Consider the following 19,811-nt stretch of genomic DNA (forward strand, 5'->3'; position numbering starts at 1 on the left):
ACCTTATCGATTGTTGTGCGCTCAGCAACCGCTCAACGCCACCTGCGGCCGTTCGCCGGCGAAGAACCATGGCCGCAACCGCACGCCCACGCTGTTACCGATAAACGCCGCCACCAACCATACCCAGCCATGCAGGCTGCCCGAGGCGATGCCACTGAAGTACGCGCCGATATTACAACCGTAGGCCAGCCGCGACCCGTAACCCAGCATCAAGCCACCGATAACCGCCGCCACCAGCGAGCGCGCCGGGATGTTCAGGCTGGGGGCGAACCGCCCGGCCAGGCCTGCGGCCAACAGCGCGCCGAGGATGATACCCACGTCCATCACACTGGTGATGTCTGCCCACACCGGCGCCGCCAGAGCCTTGGCATTGCCGGGCAGTTGCCAGAACGTCCAACTGGCCACATCGATACCCAACCCGCTCGCCACCTTGGCGCCCCACAGCGCGAACGCTGACGTAATGCCCCACGGCCGCCCGGCCAATGCCAGGGTCGCGTAGTTGAGCAGTGCCAGGCCAATCGCGCCCCACACCAATGGCCATGGCCCGCGCAGGAAGCGGCGCAAGCCGAGGTGTTCGCTGGTTACGCCCGCCTCAAGCTGGCCATGACGGCGCTTTTCCAGGCGTACGGTGAGGGCGGCGATAAGGCCGAACGCAGCCAGGCTGACGAGCAATGCCGGTAACACGCCAAAGCTTTTGACAATGGAGACCGCCGGGAACGCGGGCAACGCAAACCACCAATCAACATGGTGCGTAGCGATCAACGAACCGCAAATAAAGAACAACAGTGTCACCAGCATGCGCGCATTCCCGCCGCCCACGGTGAACAGCGTGCCCGATGCGCAACCGCCGCCCAACTGCATGCCGATGCCGAAAATAAATGCCCCAAACACCACCGACACGCCAGCCGGCGCCACCAGCCCGACCACCGGCTGACCGAACAAGGTGCCGGCCCCCAGCGCCGGGAAAAACAACAGCACCGCCACGGCCAGCATCACCATTTGCGCACGCAAACCGGCGCCGCGCCGATCATTGATAAATACACGCCAGGCCGACGTGAAGCCGAAGGCGGCGTGGTACAAGGTCAAGCCCAGCGCGGCACCGACCACCAGCAACAGCACTTGGCGCGAGCCGACGCTGTTTTGCAGGAATACGGCGCCGACGACCAGGACGATAAAGGCCACCAGCGGCGCGAAGGGCTTGCGCGCGGGCGTCAGGGGAAGCGAGGTGCTCATGGCGAATCTCAGTCTGTTTGAATCGGGTGGGTGGGATGACGGCAAGTATAAACCCAGACTGGTAACATTCAGCTCATGCCGCCTACGCTTGCACCGTTGCATCAACACCTGTCGCCCCAGGCACACGACGAACTCGCCGCTGCGGTGAAATCGCTGGCGCGCCTTGCTGATTGTTGTACGACCCGATTGAGGAAGTAGCATGGCTGTCACCTCGCTGGACGCAACCACCGCCCTGATCATCGAAGCGCACGCCTGCCACCGTCAGCGCGTATTCCCCACGCGCGGTAAATCGGGCACGGCACCGACCTTGCTCGGGCCGCTCGGCAACGGGGGTAACTGAAGCCGTCATGAGTGTCCTCGGCACTTTCCGCTCCCTGCGCAGCCCCAACTACCGCATCTGGGCCGCCGGCGCCCTGGTGTCCAACGTCGGCACCTGGATGCAGCGCACCGCCCAGGACTGGCTGGTGCTCACCCAGCTCACGCCGCACAACGCCGCGGCCGTGGGCATCGTCATGGCGTTGCAGTTCGGGCCGCAGCTGTTGTTGCTGCCCTGGACCGGTTTTGCCGCCGACCACTACGACCAGCGCAAACTGCTGATCGCCACCCAGGCGGTCATGGGCGTACTCGCGCTGACACTGGGGGTGTTTACCATCACCGGGTTCGTGCAGCTCTGGCACGTCTATGTGTTTGCATTTCTATCAGGGTGTGCCTCGGCCTTCGATGCACCGGTGCGGCAGATTTTTGTGGCGGAGCTGGTGGGTGAGAAGGACTTGTCGAATGCCATCGCACTCAACTCAACGTCGTTCAATATGGCGCGCATGATCGGCCCGGCGGTGGCGGGCGTGACCATCGCTTCGGTCGGCACCGGCTGGGCGTTCCTGCTCAATGGTTCGAGTTTTTTTGCGGTCCTGGCGTCCCTGTTTTTCCTGCGCGTCTCGCGTCTGCACGCCAAGGTGCGAGCCCCACGCACCAAAGGCAGCCTGACCGAGGGCATGCGTTATGTGTGGGCGCGGCCGGACCTGAAGGCAATCTTGCTGATGCTGTTTCTGATCGGCACCTTCGGCATGAACTTCCCGATTTTTATCTCGACCATGGCCGTCAGCGTGTTCCAGGCCGATGCGCGTGGCTACGGCCTGCTGACCTCGACCATGGCCATCGGCACCATCGCCGGGGCATTGATTGCCGCGGGCAGTGAACGACCGCAGTTCAAGTCACTGTTGATTGGTGCCGCGGTGTTCGGGTTTGGCTGTTTCCTGGCGGCCCTGGCGCCCAATTACTGGATGTTCGCGATTGCGCTGGTGATCATCGGCGTGGGCGCGATGACGTTCAGCAACACCACCAACAGCTTGATGCAACTCACCACGGAGCCGGCCATGCGCGGCCGGGTGATCGCCCTGCGCGTCGCCGTCGCACTGGGTGGCACGCCGCTGGGTGCGCCCATCGTCGGTTGGGTGGCCGACCACCTGGGCCCGCGCTGGGCGCTGGTGGTCGGCGCGGTGTCCGGCATTCTGGCGGTTGGCGTGGCGCTCTACACCCTCAGGCGCCAGTTGGATAAGCCCAGGTAGCCGCCTTGAGCATGTCGCCGCACGCGCAACATTGCATAGGGGGGCGGGGTATGCAATGATCCGCACCCTCATAGGTAGGGGGGGTATATCGTGGGCCACATCGCCGCAAACAAAGACAGCCTGATCAAGCGCGTCAAACGCATCGCCGGGCAGCTCCAGGCGGTTGAGCGAGCGCTGGAGTCAGACCTCGACTGCGCCAAGACGCTGCACCTGGTGGCCGCCACACGCGGCGCCATCAACGGCTTGATGGAAGAAATTATCGAAGACCATGCCAGGGCGCATGTGGCCGATCCCTCACTCAGCGAGGAGGCCCGCGCACGCGGCGTTGAAGAACTGCTGGAAGCCATTCGGCGGTACTCCAAATGAACGCCCTCCCTAGTGCTCACACGCACGAACATGTCTTCCTCGGTTCGGCCCATGACGAAAACGCCAAACGCACCCTGTGGGTGGTGATGCTGACGGTGGTGATGATGGTCGCAGAAATTGCCGCCGGGGCCTTGACCGGTTCCATGGCGCTAATGGCGGACGGCTTTCACATGGCTACCCATGCGGCGGCGCTGGGCATTGCTGCTGCGGCCTACGCCTACGCCAGGCGCAATGCGAGTAACTCACGCTACAGCTTCGGCACCGGCAAAGTCGGCGACCTGGGTGGCTTCGCCTCGGCGCTTATCCTGGCGCTGGTGTCCTTGGGCATTGGTGTCGAGTCGGTGATGCGCTTGCTGCAGCCGGCTGAAGTGCAGTTTGGTACAGCCACGCTGATTGCGGTGGTGGGGCTGGCAGTAAATGTCGTCAGCGCGCTGTTGCTGGGCCACGGTCACAGCCACGGGCATGATCACGACCACGACCACGACCATCATGGCCACGACAACAACATGCGCTCAGCCTACGTGCATGTGCTCGCCGATGCGCTGACCTCTGTGCTCGCCATCGCCGCGTTGCTGGCCGGCCGTTATCTGGGCTGGGTGTGGCTGGACCCGGCGATGGGTATCGTCGGCGCGGTGGTGATTGCGCGGTGGTCCTGGAGTTTGATGCGCACGACCGCTGGCGTATTGCTGGATCAAACCGATGAACACGTCGCCGCAGAAATTCGTGAACTCGTCGAACAACCCGGTGATGCGACGATTACCGATCTGCACGTGTGGCGCGTCGGCCCCGACGCGCACGCGGCCATCGTCAGCGTGGTGGGCCGCTCGACCACCGATGCCGAAAGCATTCGCGAGCGCCTCAAACCGGTGCATGAAGTGAGCCACCTCACCGTTGAATTTCGTGCGGCCTAGCCGCGCGCCCCCTAGCAAACCCAGGTGAACCCTTGGCTAAAGATATCGAGAACCCCTGCATCTCCACTTGCCAACTGAGTGGTGATCTGTGCGTCAGCTGTGGACGGAGCAAGGACGACATCCGTAAGTGGAAGCGCATGAAGCGCCCGGAGAAAATGGCCGCCGTACAGCGCGCGACGTTACGGTTGAAGGCGCTGAAGAAGGCCAGGTAAAGCTGGCGGTTCTGCCAGCCTTGGGGGTGTCACATCAGGTGCGCCCCACCGACCCGGTGACCGGAAGATTGCCCAGCAACTTGAGCCCGGTGCTTTTCACAAAGGTGTCGTAGTCCATCGGCTTTTGGACACGGGTTTCCGCATTGGGCAGCACATAGGCCCAGGCGCGTTTCGACGAGGTGTCGTAGACCAGCTTGAACAGACGCGTCGGCACCCAGACCTTGTTGTCGCCGATGGTGCTGTAGCCCGCGTCAAACAGCGGGCCGGTAAACACAAACACATCGCCGCCGGCACGCACGGCAAACTTGCGCACGTCCGCCTCGACCTTGCTCCAGATCTTGCGGTTGTTGGTGGGGTCTTGCGGCACCATGTTCGACAGCGCGAAAGATTGGGCCATGGCATTCGCATTCGGCGCATCAGCGGCCGGCGACTGGTGACCACGGTCGACCGCCGGATGCTGGCCACGGTAGTCGCTCAACTCTGCGCGCGCGCCCTTGGGAATGCGCGGGTCCGCGTAGAACTGGTTGGTGCGCTCCTCGCCCTTGGCGTCCTTCAACTGGGCGGCATTCAAGCGTTCGACCACCACCAGCGGCGTCTTGCTGGTTTGTGAGTAGAGCACCGCGAAGTTATCCGAACACAACGCCAGGGGTTTCATCGTGGCGGGCACGCTGGCCGTGTTGATCGGCGTGGCGCCTGGGAACAGGTCGACGCAGGCGTCGAATGAAAGCTGTTTTTCTTTACTGGAATAAAGGTCGAGGGCCGCGTGCTGGCTGATCGAGCCGGAGCGAGCAGTGTGTTCCGGGGTGGGTAACTTGATCAGGTCCAGCAGGCCACGGGCTTGTACGCCAGTGGATAGCAAAACAAGGGCCGACAGCCCAACTGCAATTTTGCGCAGGTGCATGCATGACTTCTTCGAAAGGGAGTGAGGCGGCAGGCTCCGAAAAACGGAGCCAAGTGAATGATATTGCGAGGATTATTGACCCAACTAAGTCAGATTAGTGCCCGGCCACGGCCGGTTTTTCTGTCTCACGTGCACCCGGTTTGAACCCGTGGGCATGAGCGCCCCAGGCGATCACAAACGATACCGCTATTAATACCACCATCGCCCAGGGAAACGAGGCGACGCCCCAGGTATCCAGCAGCACGCCGCCGACCACACCGCTGCCGGCAATCGCACTGTTCCACGCCACCACGTTCAGCGACAGCGCCACATCCGCGCCATCCCCGGCGGCATCCGCCAGCGCGGTTTGCAGCAATGTTGCCGCGCCACCGAAACTCAGCCCCCACACGGCCATGCCGAGGTAGATGACGCTGGGTACACGGCCCGAGAAGCCGAACACCACGCAGACCGCCGCGAACGTCGCGAGGCTCGCCAGTACGGTCGTGCGCAACAGCGGCTCGACCAGTTTTGCCGTCAGCCAAATCCCCGCCAACGCGGCGATGCCGAACACCAGCAGCACCAGATCGACGCGATCGCTCAAGCCCGCAGGCGCCACGAAGGGTGCGATGTAGGTGTACAGAATGTTGTGCGCCAGCATCCAACTGATCACGACCGCCAGCACCGGCCGCACGCCGGGGGTGGTCAGCACGTTACCCAGCGACACACGCTGATGCGCCGCCTGCGGCGGATAGTCCGGGACCTTCACCAGCACCCACACGATCAGCACCAGGGTCAGCGCCGACATCAGGCCGAACGTGGTGCGCCAACCCACCAGGCCACCCAGCCACGTGCCGAGCGGTACGCCCAACGACAGCGCAATCGGTGTGCCGACCATCGCCAAGGCAAGCGCCCTGCCCTGTTGCTCCGGCGCGACCATACGCCGCGCGTAACCCGCCAGCAGGCTCCAGGCCAAACCCGCCGCCACACCAGCGAAGAAACGCGCCACCAGGATGACGCCATAGTGGGACGACAGCGCCGTGATGGAGTTGAACAGCAGGAAGCCGACAATGGTCAGCAACAGCACATTTCGCCGCCGCCAGCCACGGGTGGCGATCGTCATCGGGATCACCGCCAGCACGGAGCCCAAGGCGTAGGCGGTGACCATCTGCCCGGCTGCCGACGGCGAAATCGACAGGCCTGTGCTGATCAACGGCAACAGGCCGGCGGGCAGGGTTTCAGTGACGATGCAGATAAAGCCGGTCATGGCCAGGGCGAGCAAGGCGCCAATGGGCAAGCGCTCGGACGACGCGGATACGCTGAGTGAGGGGGTCACGGGAAACTCCTTTTGAGCCACTTAAATACTGATCGATACAAATGTTGCAGGTGGGCGTGCTGCATTGTCAATGACTTATGTATCGACTAGTATTTATCTCGTTCTTCAGAGGAGTCTCGATATGGCGCAAATGGGCCGCCCGCGTAATTTTGACCGTGACCACGCCGTGGAACAGGCCCTGCACCTGTTCTGGGAGCACGGCTACGACGCCACCTCACTCGCCCAGCTTAAGGCGGGCCTGGGCGGCGGTATCTCCGCGCCGAGTTTTTATGCGGCGTTCGGCTCCAAAGAGGCGTTGTTCGATGAGTGCGTGCAGCGCTACCTCGCGACCTACGCCCAGGTTACCGAATGCTTGTGGGACGACACCTTGCCACCGCGCGAGGCCATCGAAACCGCGCTGCGCCAGTCGACACGCATGCAGTGTGAGGACGGGCACCCCAAGGGCTGCATGGTGGCACTGGGTGTGATGAGCGCACCCAGCCCTGAAAATGCGCGGGTGGCGGATGCCTTGACGCAATCGCGCGCACGAACGCGGGCGGGCATCGTGGCGTGTGTTGAGCGTGCAATCCGTGCCGGGCAACTCCCGGACACGCTTGATGCGCCGGTGATGGCAACGGTGTTCGACAGTTTCCTGCAGGGCGTTTCGATCCTGGCGCGCGATGATGTGGCACACGCCACCCTTGATGCCGCAATCACACAGCTCATGCAGACGTGGGAGATTGCTTCTGCGAGGGTGGGCCGCAGAGTCGCAGACAACGAAACCGTTTAAACGGATGGCATGCGCATGAAGCTCTTCAAAAAACTGTTCGGCGGCTTGAAAACACCGACGTCCACGATGGGCACCTCGCCGTCCATCCATTTGCTGATTGCCGAGCCCACCGTCACACCGGGCGCCTGTGCCGACACACGGTTTGGTGGCACGCCATCGGTTAACGAAGGCTTTGCCTGGCCCACTTGCAAGGGTTGCGCGAGCCCTCTGCAATTTCTTGGGCAGATCCGCCCTACCGGCGCCCAGCACCTGCACCTGATTTTTATGTGCGATGAAAACCCCGGTGAATGCGGGCAGTGGGAAGCAGACGGCGGCGCCAACGCGGTGGTGTGCGTGCCAGTCAAGGACCTGCACGTCGCGGCCCTGCCGAGCGCGGGCCAAGTGACCCGCGGCACAGGCTACGGCGCGCGGGTCGAGCCGACCCAGGCCGTTGATTACACGCAGGCGCACAACGCGTTTAGCGGTCGCCGTCGCGACGTCCTCGGCCAGCTTGGCGGCGCACCTTCCTGGTTACAGGCCGAGCAAACACCGAGTTGCAACCATTGCAACGCACCGATGCGCTTTGTCGCACAGCTCGAACCGGGCCCCGACCACACAACGGAGATGAACTTCGCCGGCGGTTGCGCTTACCTTTTCGAGTGCGACTGCTCGGGCGTCTCGGCGAAATTCTTATGGCAGTGTTGAGTCCTTCGCCCACAGCTCCCGATACCCGAGCAAAAAATCCACAAACGCACGCACCCGATGTGGCACGTAGCGCCCGTGGGGATACAGCAACGTAAACGGCCGCGAGCGTCCCCCAAACGGTTTCAACACTTCCACGAGACTGCCCTCAGCCAGCGCTTGCTCAACAATAAACCTGTACGTCTGAAACAGCCCGGCCCCGTGTTTGGCCAGGGTCACGCCACCCAGCACATCATCGGCACAGCTGTACCCCGCCGCCCCTACATACTCCTGGGCTTTGCCGTCCACCTGGAACAACCAGGAAATACGCCGGCCATTACTCGGCAGTTCGTACTGGATGCACTCATGCCCGGGCAAATCCTCCAAGGTCTGCGGCGTACCGACTCGCTTGAGGTAAGCCGGGGCTGCCACCACCACCAGTTCAGCCTCTTCCAGCGGGCGCGCGATCAGCGACGAGTCCGGCTGGGCACGCACGCGAATGGCCAGGTCATAACCTTCGGCGACGAAGTCGATATTGCGATTGCTGATGTGGATGTCGACGCTGACTTGAGGGTACAGCGCACGAAATTTGGGCAACAACGGCAGCAAACGGTGGTGGGCGTAGGTGGTAGGGATACTGATGCGCAGCAGCCCGGACGGGACAGACTGCGCGCCCATGACTGCCTGTTGCGCCTCGACCAGTTGCGTCAACGCCTGGCGGCATTGCTCGAAAAAAATCCTGCCGCTCTCGGTAAGCCGAATGCTGCGGGTGGTGCGCACAAACAGGCGCGAACCCAGGCGCTCCTCCAGGCGCGAGATGCTGCGGCTCACCGCCGCCGGCGTCACCCCCGCTGTTTGCGCGGCAGCGGTGAAACTATTGGCTTCGGCTGCGAGACAAAACAGCTCAATGCTGCCTAGCTGCAAATCTTCAAAATGACGCTTCATGACGGGCTACCAAACCACTGTTCGCCGCCATACTTACCAGCCTCCCGCGCTTAAATACAGAGCGCCCGCTCGCGGGTGACGTCTTGAACCTGGGAATTTAACCGGTGGAGGAAAAGCGCTGGCGACTGAGTTGAACGGCCGGACCCGGCTGCGCCCCCAACGAGCGAGCCAAATCCAAGCCAAAAAAAAGCCTGCATCTCTGCAGGCTTTTCTCTATCTGGCTCCACGACCTGGACTCGAACCAGGGACCCAATGATTAACAGTCATTTGCTCTACCAACTGAGCTATCGCGGAATGCGCCGTATGTTACTGATTAAAAAGAAGAAGTCAAGCACTGCGATGCATTTCAGGCAAAAACCTGCACAGCGGGTTCCTTCACCGCACAGGGCTGGCCATTTCTTTGGCCAGGTCCAGCCATGCGCGGGCGGCGGGTGGCAGGTGGGCACTGGCACGCCAAGCCAGGGCGATGTGCCAATCGGTGTGCGGCTCGTCCAGGGGGATCAAGGCAATCCCGGCGTGCTGATGCTTGAGTGCGAGCATGCGCGGCAAAAAGGCGACACCCAATCCTGCAGAGACCAGGTCGACGATAAAGTCGATTTGCCCGCTACGCGCCGTTACCCGTGGCGTCACACCTTTGAGCTCGCAGGCGGCGAGGATTTTGGCGTTCAGGGCGAAGCCGGCTTCGAACAAGATGAACGGGGAGTCGGCGAGGTCGGTGAAGTCGATGCGTTTGCGCCGCGCCAGTGGGTGGCTCATGGGTAACACAGCCATCAGCGGTTCATTGCGCACGGGTTGGTAGTCAAACCCTTGATCCGCTGGCAGCAGCAGGGCCGCGAGGTCGACCTCCCCGGCTTCCAGGCATTCACGCAGCCTTTTGCTGCCGTACTCGGTGAGTTCGATTTCGATGTCGGGGTAGCGCGTGCGGTAGGCGGCGAACATCGCCGCGAACAGTACACCGCAGCCTACCGGCGGCAAGCCTATGCGCAGTACGCCGCGCTTGAGACCCCGCAGATCATTGATCTCAGCCACCAAATCGTTTTGCTCAGCGAGCAACACCAGGGCGCGGCGGTAAGCAATTTCGCCGGCGGCTGTCAGTTCATTCTTGTGACCCAGGCGGTTAAGCAGCGGCGTGCCCAATTCATCCTCCAGTGTCTTGACCGCCTTGCTCACGGTGGATTGAGTCAATGCCACCACGTCAGCCGCCTGGGAGAAACCGCCCTGGCGCACCACTTCAACAAAGGCACGCAATGTGCGCAGGTTCATCAGTATTCCTTTAGCGACTGGATGCTAGTGATAAAAGTTGTTTTTATCATGCCAGTTTTTTGCTTATCGTGGGGTGACCAAGCTCTGTAGAGAATCCCTTCATGATCATCTCGTCCGCCTCCGACTACCGCGCAGCCGCCAAACGCAAGCTGCCGCGCTTCCTGTTCGACTACATCGACGGCGGCGCTTACGCCGAGCACACAATGCGCGCCAACGGTTCGGACCTGGCCGAGATCAGCCTGCGCCAGCGCATCCTGCGCAATGTCGACAACCTGAGCCTCAAGACCACGTTGTTCGGCAAGGAACAGGACATGCCGATTATCCTCAGCCCGGTCGGCTTGACCGGCATGTATGCGCGGCGTGGTGAGGTGCAGGCGGCCAAGGCCGCAGCCAACAAGGGCATACCGTTCTGCCTGTCGACCGTGTCGGTGTGCCCGATTGAAGAAGTGGCGTCGCAAAGCCCGCAGTCGATCTGGTTCCAGCTCTATGTGCTCAAGGACCGCGGTTTCATGCGTAACGCGCTGGAGCGGGCCCAGGCGGCCGGGGTGACGACACTGGTGTTCACCGTGGACATGCCGACGCCGGGCGCACGCTATCGTGATGCGCACTCGGGCATGTCCGGGCCGTACGCGGCCTCACGTCGGATGCTGCAGGCCATCACCAAGCCACAATGGGCATTCGACGTGGGCTTGATGGGCCGCCCCCACGACTTGGGCAATATTTCCAACTACCTCGGCAAACCCACCCACCTGGAAGATTACATCGGCTGGCTGGCGAACAATTTCGACCCGTCGATCAGTTGGAAAGACCTGGAGTGGATCCGCGAGTTCTGGAAGGGCCCGATGATCATCAAGGGCATCCTCGACCCACAGGACGCCAAGGACGCGGTCAGTTTCGGTGCCGATGGCATCGTGGTCTCCAACCATGGCGGCCGCCAGCTCGACGGCGTGTTGTCGACCGCCAAAGCACTGCCGCCGATTGCCGAGGCAGTGGGTGATGACCTGACCGTGCTGGTGGACTCAGGCATTCGCTCCGGGCTCGACGTGGTGCGCATGCTCGCCCTCGGTGCCAAGGGTTGCCTGCTGGGGCGCTCGACCGTGTATGCCTTGGCCGCCGCCGGCCAGCACGGCGTGGAAAACCTGCTGGATATTTTCGCCAAGGAAATGCGCGTGGCCATGACCTTGACCGGCGTTACGTCGATTGACCAGATTGACCACACCACCTTGGTTCAAGCAGCCAAATAACTGACGCAGTTATTCAGCGACCGATTTTGCCTTTAAAAACGGTCGTTGATTTATAAGGCTTTTTATTAAGTTGAGCAAAGTGGCATGAATCTCGCTCTATTAGCGTTGAAGCAGGTAAAGCGATGACAAGACGTGTGGCACTGCCCAGGGGTTATAACCCATGGCAAAGCGGTTTAAACTGTTCCAATGTTTTACGGAACTGAAGGAACAGTAAGACGCTTGGCATTTGCCACTCTCGTGCAGCCTGTAGGACAGTTATGTGCTTAGAGGCCGTCAGCTTATGAAATCACCGACCCAGACCAACGCAATTGACTTCGACAGTGCCAAATTGCAACGCCTGGGGTTTGGTCAGCCAGCTCTTCTTCCACGTCGTCCAGCCACCCTTGCCCAGCTTCATCAGCAACTGAGCCAGCAATTGCAAACCAGCCTGGAGCCGGAGCGTATCCTGGCTTTGTTCTTTCGTGAAGTTCAGCGCCTGGTTCCTCTGGATGCTCTGCAATATCGCCATGAAGCCAGCGACTTGCGTCTCGAGTTCGGCCACCGCGGCCACCACTCAGTGAGCTACACCTTGAGCCATGAAGGCGAACACTTGGGCGAGCTGATATTCCGTCGCAACCAACGCTTGATGGAAGACGAGTTGGGCCAACTTGAGTCGCTGCTTTCAACCTTGCTTTACCCGATGCGCAACGCCCTGCTCTACCGCGCCGCCACCCGCAGCGCCCTGCGTGACCCCTTGACCGATACCGGCAACCGCATTGCGATGGACCAGACCCTGCAACGCGAAATCGACATGGCCCGGCGGCACCTGAGCCCGCTGTCCTTGTTGATGCTGGACATCGATCACTTCAAGAAAATCAACGACACCCACGGCCATGCAGCGGGCGATATCGTACTGCGCGCCGTGGCCGGGTCGATCAAAAGCCAGTTGCGCAACGTCGACATGGTGTTTCGGTTTGGTGGCGAAGAGTTTCTGATTTTACTGTCGAATACCGGCCGGGACGCGGCTGGCATGGTCGGCGAACGCCTGCGCCGGGCTGCGCAGGTTCAGGATTATTGGGCCGACGGCAAGCGGATCGAATTGACGGTGAGTCTGGGCTGCTCGACCTTGCTGGCTGCCGAGTCTGCCGAAAGCCTGTTGCGCCGGGCCGACAACGCCTTGTATGTGGCAAAGCGCGAAGGTCGCAACCGCTTGGCAATGGCGGGGTAAACACCCCGCCATCACGCTTACATCACGCCTCGCTGGCGATGCGAACCGGGCGTTCGCGAACCACAGCTGACGCCTTGGCTTTTTCATTTTCCAACTGCATGCAGCTTTCCAAAAACAGGTACATGTAGTCATAGCTCTTGCACACGGCCTGGCGCAGCTCGACCTGCAGCGCTTTGCTCGGGTTCATCCCGGCCAGGGTGCAGATGATTTCCAGGGCTTCCCAAGGGTGTGCGTCGTCGTACTGGGCGTGCATCTTCAACCACTTCATTGCGCGCTTGCGGTCTTCCTCAGGGAAGGCAGCCGCGTACACACCGGTCGAACACACCACGGCGGACCACTCCCCAGTCGCCCCCTCGATCGCGTAGTTGGTTGCGGCAATCGCCACGATCAACGCATCGGCCGAGCTGGTGTGCCAGCACCAGTGACTCAGCGCGTGCAACTCAGGCGGTACGTTTTGCGCTTGCAGCTCTTCCAGGCTTACACCATGAGCGCGCGCCCAATGTACCCAGTAATCGGCGTGGTTGAGTTCCACACGAATATTGCGCATCAGCCACCGACGCGCCATATCCTCCCCGGGATGGCGGGCAAACTTGGTCTTGGTGAGGTTCTGTGCCATGTACAAGGCAAACTGCTCCACCACTGGCCAGCCACCGATCAGGTAGTGGCGCATGGTTTTGGCGCTGAGCGTGTTATCGCGCATGCGCTGGTACAGTTCGTGCTCGACAACTCGGCGCTTGCTCTCGCTACAGTCCTGGATCAATTGTTGCGCCCAGGCGGGGTAACTTGAGGCTTCCATAAGCGGGCCGGTTCTGTTGAATGTGTCGATCACTGTAGGGCTCCTTTTTTAAGTGTGATTGTACAGACCAGCAAATGTTTCAGCGGAATGTGCCGGGCGCCTTGAATAACAGAGGCTGCGGCCGCACAGGTCGACACTGCAAGCTATCAAAGGTAAACAGTTGCGGGCGTTCAATCAGGTAGCCCTGAGCGTAATCAACACCGATCTCAAGTAAAGCCTGTTCGATCTGCGGTGTTTCAACAAACTCGGCAATCGTGCGTTTACCCATGACGTGGCCGATGTGGTTGATCACTTCGACCATGGCGCGGTTAATCGGGTCGTCCAGCATATCCTTTACGAAACTTCCATCGATCTTCAGGAAGTCTACAGGTAAATGTTTCAGATAAGCGAATGAGGACATCCCGGCGCAAAAGTCATCGAGGGAAAAATGGCAACCTAACGCTTTGAGTTCATTAATAAAGCGAATTGCACTACCCAAATTGGCTATAGCGCTTGTCTCAGTTATTTCAAAACAAATCATTTCCGGCGGAATGCTGTAAGCCTCGAATTTCTCACGTAAAAAACCGAGAAAATCATCATCTCCGATAGTTATGCCTGACAGATTAATCGCACACATGGCCATAGGTCGCCCGGCCCGTTCGTGCATACAACCGGCGATGATTTTGAATACGTTTTCCACCACCCAGCGATCCAGCGACGTCATCAATCCATAACGTTCGGCGGCCGGAATAAAACTGTCGGGTAGAATGATGCGGCCCGCCTCATCGTGCAGGCGTAACAGGATTTCAATATGGCCGTTGCCGCCATCCGTGTGGCCCAGCGGTGAGATTTCCTGGGAGTAGAGGCAAAAACGATTTTCCTCCAAGGCCACGTGCAGGCGCTGTACCCAGGCCATTTCGCCAAAACGCAGGGACAATTCCGAATCATCGGTATGGTAGACCTGCACACGGTTACGGCCCTTTTCCTTGGCCATGTAGCACGCCATATCGGCCGCGCGTAGTGACGTTTCCAGGGTGGTCGGGGATTGCGAGATATGCACCAGGCCAATACTGACGGTGGTCATGAACGGCCGGCCCTTCCACACGAAATGCAGGCTTTGCACCGTATGGCGCAGGCTCTCGGCGATCTTTTCCGCCACCGCTGCCGGGCAGTTTTCCAACAGGATGCCGAACTCGTCGCCCCCCAGCCGCGCCAGGGTGTCGCCCTCACGCAGGTCCGACTGCAGCAACGCGCAGATATGCCTTAACAGCTCATCACCCGCCGCATGCCCGCAGGTGTCGTTAACCAGCTTGAACTGGTCCAGGTCGAGAAACATCAACGCATGGCGTCCGCCTTTCTGGCGCCCCACGTTATGCAGCACCTGCTCCAGGCGGAATTCGAACTCGCGACGGTTGGCCAAACCGGTCAAGGCATCGTGGGTGGCTTGCCACGACAGATTGGCAATGTACTGACGCTCCTGCGTCATGTCGTGCAGCACCAGCACCGCGCCGCTGACCTTGCCGGCGCTGCGGATCGGCGCGCCCACCAGAGTGACCGAAACCGTACTGCCATCCAGGCGCTGGATCAGCTTGGAATGCTCGCTGCCACCACTGAGCCGGCCTTTGATGATGTGCTCGATCAGGGTAAAGCCGTCGGGTTCAGCAGCCTCATCGAGCAGATTGAATAACGCCGCCAAGGGCAAGCCTTGGGCCTGGGCACTCTTCCAATGGGTAAGCGCCTCGGCGGCCGGGTTCATGTAGGCGATGGCACCGTCGACATCCGTGGTAATCACACCGTCGCCAATCGACTCCAGGGTGATCTGTGCGCGCTCCTTCTCGGCCTGCAAGGCCATGGCGAACGCGTGGCGCTGGCTCAGTAGCTTGTGGGTACGCAGCAGCGCCAGGGCAATCAGGCCCAGGGCGGTGGCCAGGTTGGTGACCAGCAACAGGCGCAAAATCATCCGCGAACCTTCGCCCAACGCATCGCTGAATGCCTTGGCAGCCGGCGTAACGCCGTCGTTGATGGCAATGATGCGCGCTTTCCACTCGCTTATATCACCGGGGCTGACGTGATCGTTGCGGATCGCCCGGTGCATCGCCTGGGCCAGGTCATCCAGTTGCACCAGGTAACCGTCGCCTACAGTCCACAGTTCAATGGCTTTTTCCAGGTAACTGAAGTGGCGGAAGTTGAGGTACAGCCAAATCACGCTGGACACATCATCGGGGTGGTTGCCGCCCTTGAGGATACCTTGGCGTGCGGCAGCGAGGTCCGGGGTGGAACGGTCCAGCGCGATGCGCAATTCATGCCCGCCCTGTGGGACGGCAATCGCTTGCTGGTATTTGAGAAAAGTGCTTTCGTCGCGGTTATCAGCGTAGAGCGTCAGGTAGTAGATGGCGTCTTTCTGGCCTTTGGACCAAAGACTCTCGCCAGCCACATAGCCCCGCACTGCCGACAGCACATAGAGACTGACGCAGCCTAACAATGCCTGGAACAATACGACGGCGATAAAGGGCCAGACGATGCCCAACAGCCTTGGCGTTCCGAGAGTCCGCTTTTGCTTCATGAAGTCCCTTACACATGCACAGCTGAATACGCACGCGAAAAACCAATCCCGATAGCACCGACGAAGCTAAATCAACGCACTTGTTGCAGGTGGCCGTACAACTTGGCGTACAACCCACCCTCAGCAATCAGCTGCTGGTGGTCGCCATCTTCGGCGATACGCCCGCCATCGAATACCAGCACCCGGTCAGCCTGCTTAACCGCCGAAAGCCTGTGGGCGATGATCAGTGTAGTACGCCCACTGAGAAACCGCGCCAGCGCCTGGTGCAAGTTGTACTCGGTGGCGGCGTCGAGGGCGGAGGTGGCCTCATCCAGAATCACCACTTTGGGTTCGGCCAACACCATCCGCGCGATTGCCAGGCGCTGGCGCTGGCCACCGGAAAAGCGCACACCGGAGCGCCCCACTACGCTGTCCAGGCCCAAAGGCAGTGCCTTGACGGTAGCATCCAACTGCGCAATTTCCAATGCCTGCCAGCAGGCCTGGTCCGTGCGTGTGCGGCCCATGGTCAAGTTGGCGCGCACGGTGTCGTTGAACAGCGCCGGGTGTTGCAACACCACGGCGACGTTCTCGCGGATGGTTGCAAGACCGATTTCCTGCTGGGTCGCACCACCAAAACGAATGCTGCCGGCCTGCGGTGTATAGAGCCCCAACAGCAGTTGCACCAAGGTACTTTTGCCGCCGCCACTGGCGCCGACGATCGCGACCTTCTCGCCCGGTGCAATGGCCAGGTTCAACTGGTCAAGCACCAAGTCTTCGCCGTAGCCGAAGTTGAGCCCACGTACTTCGATGCCAACGGTCTCACGCCCGGTGAACGGGTCTTCGCCCCCGGCATATTGCGGCTCGTCGGCACGCGCCAGCAGCTCGTTGATCCGCGTCAGCGCGCCGCCCGCGGCGTAAAAGGCGTATTGCAGGTTAAGCAGTTGTTCCACCGGGCCGATCATGAACCACAGGTAGCTGAACACGGCGAGCATCTGGCCGATGGACAGGTCGGAAAACAACACGGTGAGCATCGCCGCCGCACGGAAGATGTCGATGCCGAACTGGAACAACAGGCCACTGGCACGGCTGGAAGCGTCGGTTTTCCATTGGGAATGAATGGCGTAGTCGCGCACTTCCTGGGCACGCTGGCCCAGGCGCCCGAGGAAAAAGCCCTGGCGGTTGCCGGCCCGCACTTCCTGGATGGCATCAAGGGTTTCGGTCAGGGCCTGGGTGAAGCGCGACGTGCTGTCGTTCTCAAGTTTCTTCAAGTGTTTGACGCGCTTGCCCAACTGCACCGTGGCATAGATCACCAACGGATTGAACAGCAGGATCAGCAACGCCAACTGCCAGTGCATCCACACCAGAATGGCCGAAGTGCCCAGCAGCGTCAGCATGGCCACCAGGAAGCGGCTAAGGGTTTCGCCGACAAACTTATCCAGGGTATCCAGGTCGGTGACCAGGTGCGTGGTCACTGTGCCGCTGCCCAGGCTTTCGTATTCGCCAAGGGATATACGCTTGAGCCGTTCGATCAGGCGCACACGGATGCGATAGACAATGTCCTTGGCCAGCCGTGCAAACAGCCGCGCCTGCACAACGTTGAACACCAACGCGCCGCAACGCAAACACAGGGTCACCAGCAGCATCAGGCCGATATACCCGGCAGCCTGCTGCCAACCCAGCGGCAATGCGTGGTTCATCACGTTGAGTGCGGCATCGCCATGGCCCAGCAGCACTTCGTCAACCAGCAAGGGCAACAGCAGAGGGATGGGCACGCTGCACAAGGTCGCCAGCACGGCAACGCCGTTGGCGATCCACAGGGATTTCTTGTGGAGCAGGGCCAGGCGGCGAATTTCCGCCCAGGTCAGGCGATCTGTGCGTTTGGAGGGCTCGGTGATGTCGGGCTGGTCATACACAGGTGGCTCGCTCCAACCAGCGGGCAAGCAACGGCGACAGCTCGGACAGCGGCTGGTAGCCGTTGGTCAACAACGCCAACTGGCCATGACGCTCGGCCAGCAAGGTCGGGAAACCGGCAATCCCCAAATCCTGCACCCAAGTGAAATCGGCGGCCGTCGCGGCGTGCTGCTCGGCACGGTCGAAGGCGCCGGCAAACTCGATACGCGGTATGCCGGCCTCTTCGGCCAGCTCGACCAACACGCTGGCGAGGGTCACATCACGGCCCTCGACATAAAACGCGCGCTGGATCAGCCCCAGCAACTTCCACGCGCAGTCTGGCGCCAGGCTGCGTGCCGTGACGATGGCGCGGCACGCAGGCTCTGTGTCATAGACGAAACCGTCGGGCAACGCCCCCTCACGCTTGAACGGCTGGCCAGTGGCCTCGGTGACCGCCTGCCAGTGCTCCAGAATGTAGCGCCGGGTCGTCGGCTCCAACGCCGCGCCGCTGCCGGTGCGCAAACCGCCCACCACCAGGTGCAGCTCGACGCCGGCCGCCTGGGCCTGCTCAACCAGCGCCTGCGCCACCGGGGCAAAGCCCCAGCACCAGGAACACATCGGGTCCATCACATAGAGCAGGCGCGCGGGCATGGGTCAGGCCTCGGAGGGGGTTTGCTTGTAGTTGAAGCCAATCGGGTGCGGCAAATTGCGGGCCTTGGCCAGCTCGATCTGCTTTTGCCGGTCAATTGCGCTGCGACGGGTCTTCTCCGGCAGCTTATCCCAGCAATGCGGGCAACTGATGCCGGCCACATAATGCTCGGACGCGCGGTCTTCGACGCTCACCGGTGTACGGCAGGCATGACATTGATCGTAGTCGCCTTCGCTCAAGTCGTGGCGCACGGTGACGCGATTGTCGAACACAAAGCAGTCGCCCTGCCATTTGGTCTCTGCCTGAGGCACCTCTTCGAGGTACTTCAGGATGCCACCCTTGAGGTGGTAGACCTCATCGAAGCCTTCGCTGAGCATAAAGCTGGAGGCCTTCTCGCAACGAATGCCGCCGGTGCAGAACATCGCGACTTTCTTATGCTTGGCCGGGTCGAAGTTGGCTTTGATGTAGTCGGGAAACTCGCGAAAACTGGTGGTTTTCGGGTCGATCGCGCCTTCGAAGGTGCCGATGGACACTTCGTAGTCGTTGCGCGTGTCGATCAACAGCACTTCCGGGTCGCTGATCAGCGCGTTCCAGTCTTGCGGCTCGACGTAGGTGCCGACTTTTTTGTTGGGGTCGACGCCTTCGACGCCCAGGGTCACGATCTCTTTCTTGAGCTTGACCTTGGTGCGGTAGAACGGCTGGTCGTCGCAGTACGATTCTTTATGGTCGATGTCGACCATGCGCGGGTCGTTCTTCAGCCAGGCCATCAGGCCATCAATGCCTTCGCGGCTGCCGGAAACGGTGCCGTTGATGCCTTCTTCGGCGATCAGCAAGGTGCCTTTGATGCCATTGTCGACCATTGCCTGCAGCAGTGGCTCGCGCAGCGCAACGTAGTCTTCGAGGGTGACGAACTTATACAGTGCCGCCACGACGATGGGTTGGGTCATGGGTATTCTCTCCAGGTGGCTACCCTCGTAAGGGGTGAACCGGATGCAAAAAAAACGCGCCGGCTAAGCGGCGCGTTGCGGATTCTAGCAAATGCCAGGTGTCAGAGACACCCGTGCGTCAGCTATGCCCGCCGGCGCAGGTCGGCGAGGCCGGGGCTACGTCGATTTTCGCCCATTCTTCAGGCGTATAGGTATGCAGCGCCAGCGCATGAAATTCGCTCATCAGGTCACCGAGGGTGGCATAGACCGTCTGGTGGCGCTTGACGCGGTTAAGCCCCTCGAACTGCTGGCTGACCAGCACGGCCTTGAAGTGGGTCTGCAACCCACGGCTGTGCATGTGGCTTTCATCCAGCACGCTCAAGTGTTGTGGGCTCAGGGCGGCGAGCGCCGTTTCGATACGCTGTTGCATGGTCATTCCTG

General features: G+C 61.0%; 20 protein-coding genes and 1 tRNA gene. 9 read left to right on the plus strand and 12 right to left on the minus strand.

The window, feature by feature from the left end; all coding sequences use genetic code 11:
- Positions 1 to 21: 21 nt before the first annotated feature.
- The gene (locus tag A7D21_RS02540; protein WP_069551008.1) at positions 22 to 1,233 is read right to left on the minus strand and encodes a YeeE/YedE family protein; all 1,212 of its coding nucleotides are present in this window, start codon (positions 1,231 to 1,233) and stop codon (positions 22 to 24) included.
- Positions 1,234 to 1,432: 199 nt separating this feature from the next.
- Between A7D21_RS02540 and A7D21_RS35730 the strand changes: the two genes are divergently transcribed.
- The 5 genes from A7D21_RS35730 to A7D21_RS02560 all read left to right on the plus strand — a co-directional run bounded on the left by A7D21_RS35730 (position 1,433) and on the right by A7D21_RS02560 (position 4,287).
- A complete protein-coding gene (locus A7D21_RS35730) occupies positions 1,433 to 1,573 on the plus strand; it encodes a hypothetical protein (RefSeq protein ID WP_155512288.1) in 141 nt (46 codons plus the stop codon).
- A gap of 7 nt (positions 1,574 to 1,580) precedes the next feature.
- Entirely contained in the window at positions 1,581 to 2,798 is a 1,218-nt protein-coding gene (locus A7D21_RS02545; protein WP_069551009.1) for an MFS transporter, read from the plus strand.
- Between the two features lie 90 nt (positions 2,799 to 2,888).
- A complete protein-coding gene (locus A7D21_RS02550; protein ID WP_053257188.1) occupies positions 2,889 to 3,164 on the plus strand; it encodes a metal/formaldehyde-sensitive transcriptional repressor in 276 nt (91 codons plus the stop codon).
- On the plus strand, positions 3,161 to 4,075 hold the full coding sequence (dmeF, locus tag A7D21_RS02555; protein ID WP_069551010.1) for a CDF family Co(II)/Ni(II) efflux transporter DmeF: 915 nt from the start codon (positions 3,161 to 3,163) through the stop codon (positions 4,073 to 4,075). The genes A7D21_RS02550 and dmeF overlap by 4 nt, the downstream gene beginning before the upstream one ends.
- A 32-nt stretch (positions 4,076 to 4,107) precedes the next feature.
- Positions 4,108 to 4,287, plus strand: a complete 180-nt coding sequence (locus A7D21_RS02560; RefSeq protein ID WP_053257190.1) for a DUF1289 domain-containing protein — start codon at positions 4,108 to 4,110, stop codon at positions 4,285 to 4,287.
- A 34-nt stretch (positions 4,288 to 4,321) separates the two neighbouring features.
- Here the strand turns inward: A7D21_RS02560 and A7D21_RS02565 are convergent, their stop codons facing one another.
- Positions 4,322 to 5,188, minus strand: coding sequence for a DNA/RNA non-specific endonuclease (locus tag A7D21_RS02565; RefSeq protein WP_053257191.1), 867 nt, complete (start codon positions 5,186 to 5,188; stop codon positions 4,322 to 4,324).
- Between the two features lie 94 nt (positions 5,189 to 5,282).
- Positions 5,283 to 6,500 (minus strand): MFS transporter, encoded by a 1,218-nt coding sequence (locus A7D21_RS02570; RefSeq protein WP_069551011.1) that lies wholly within the window; start codon positions 6,498 to 6,500, stop codon positions 5,283 to 5,285.
- A 121-nt stretch (positions 6,501 to 6,621) separates the two neighbouring features.
- On the opposite strand from A7D21_RS02570, the gene A7D21_RS02575 reads away from it, so the two are divergent.
- A complete protein-coding gene (locus A7D21_RS02575; protein ID WP_053257193.1) occupies positions 6,622 to 7,269 on the plus strand; it encodes a TetR/AcrR family transcriptional regulator in 648 nt (215 codons plus the stop codon).
- A 15-nt stretch (positions 7,270 to 7,284) separates the two neighbouring features.
- Positions 7,285 to 7,953 (plus strand): DUF1963 domain-containing protein, encoded by a 669-nt coding sequence (locus tag A7D21_RS02580; protein WP_218188670.1) that lies wholly within the window; start codon positions 7,285 to 7,287, stop codon positions 7,951 to 7,953.
- On the opposite strand, the gene A7D21_RS02585 is transcribed toward A7D21_RS02580, so the two are convergent.
- The 3 genes from A7D21_RS02585 to A7D21_RS02595 all read right to left on the minus strand — a co-directional run bounded on the left by A7D21_RS02585 (position 7,939) and on the right by A7D21_RS02595 (position 10,137).
- The gene (locus tag A7D21_RS02585) at positions 7,939 to 8,874 is read right to left on the minus strand and encodes a LysR family transcriptional regulator (RefSeq protein ID WP_053257195.1); all 936 of its coding nucleotides are present in this window, start codon (positions 8,872 to 8,874) and stop codon (positions 7,939 to 7,941) included. The two genes, A7D21_RS02580 and A7D21_RS02585, sit on opposite strands and share 15 nt — an antisense overlap.
- A 218-nt stretch (positions 8,875 to 9,092) precedes the next feature.
- Positions 9,093 to 9,168 (minus strand) — tRNA-Asn (locus A7D21_RS02590).
- 81 nt (positions 9,169 to 9,249) lie between these two features.
- Positions 9,250 to 10,137, minus strand: a complete 888-nt coding sequence (locus A7D21_RS02595) for a LysR family transcriptional regulator (protein WP_053257196.1) — start codon at positions 10,135 to 10,137, stop codon at positions 9,250 to 9,252.
- 101 nt (positions 10,138 to 10,238) lie between these two features.
- Here A7D21_RS02595 and lldD point away from each other — a divergent pair, with 101 nt between their 5' ends.
- A complete protein-coding gene (gene lldD, locus A7D21_RS02600; RefSeq protein ID WP_053257197.1) occupies positions 10,239 to 11,381 on the plus strand; it encodes an FMN-dependent L-lactate dehydrogenase LldD in 1,143 nt (380 codons plus the stop codon).
- 280 nt (positions 11,382 to 11,661) lie between these two features.
- Positions 11,662 to 12,588, plus strand: a complete 927-nt coding sequence (locus A7D21_RS02605; RefSeq protein ID WP_053257198.1) for a GGDEF domain-containing protein — start codon at positions 11,662 to 11,664, stop codon at positions 12,586 to 12,588.
- A 22-nt stretch (positions 12,589 to 12,610) separates the two neighbouring features.
- On the opposite strand, the gene A7D21_RS02610 is transcribed toward A7D21_RS02605, so the two are convergent.
- The 6 genes from A7D21_RS02610 to A7D21_RS02635 all read right to left on the minus strand — a co-directional run bounded on the left by A7D21_RS02610 (position 12,611) and on the right by A7D21_RS02635 (position 19,806).
- Positions 12,611 to 13,417, minus strand: coding sequence for a TenA family transcriptional regulator (locus tag A7D21_RS02610; protein ID WP_053257199.1), 807 nt, complete (start codon positions 13,415 to 13,417; stop codon positions 12,611 to 12,613).
- Between the two features lie 46 nt (positions 13,418 to 13,463).
- Positions 13,464 to 15,926: an EAL domain-containing protein gene (locus A7D21_RS02615; RefSeq protein WP_069551012.1), complete on the minus strand. Its 2,463-nt coding sequence runs from the start codon at positions 15,924 to 15,926 to the stop codon at positions 13,464 to 13,466.
- 71 nt (positions 15,927 to 15,997) lie between these two features.
- Positions 15,998 to 17,800, minus strand: coding sequence for an ABC transporter ATP-binding protein (locus tag A7D21_RS02620; RefSeq protein ID WP_171902592.1), 1,803 nt, complete (start codon positions 17,798 to 17,800; stop codon positions 15,998 to 16,000).
- 10 nt (positions 17,801 to 17,810) lie between these two features.
- On the minus strand, positions 17,811 to 18,446 hold the full coding sequence (locus A7D21_RS02625) for a DsbA family protein (protein ID WP_053257202.1): 636 nt from the start codon (positions 18,444 to 18,446) through the stop codon (positions 17,811 to 17,813).
- A 3-nt stretch (positions 18,447 to 18,449) separates the two neighbouring features.
- Positions 18,450 to 19,391: a rhodanese-related sulfurtransferase gene (locus A7D21_RS02630; RefSeq protein ID WP_053257203.1), complete on the minus strand. Its 942-nt coding sequence runs from the start codon at positions 19,389 to 19,391 to the stop codon at positions 18,450 to 18,452.
- A gap of 118 nt (positions 19,392 to 19,509) precedes the next feature.
- Positions 19,510 to 19,806, minus strand: coding sequence for a BolA family transcriptional regulator (locus A7D21_RS02635; protein WP_069551014.1), 297 nt, complete (start codon positions 19,804 to 19,806; stop codon positions 19,510 to 19,512).
- Positions 19,807 to 19,811 lie beyond the last annotated feature (5 nt).

This window comes from Pseudomonas sp. AP19 (assembly GCF_001728855.1).
In the GTDB taxonomy this organism is placed as follows: Bacteria; Pseudomonadota; Gammaproteobacteria; order Pseudomonadales; family Pseudomonadaceae; genus Aquipseudomonas; species Aquipseudomonas fluorescens.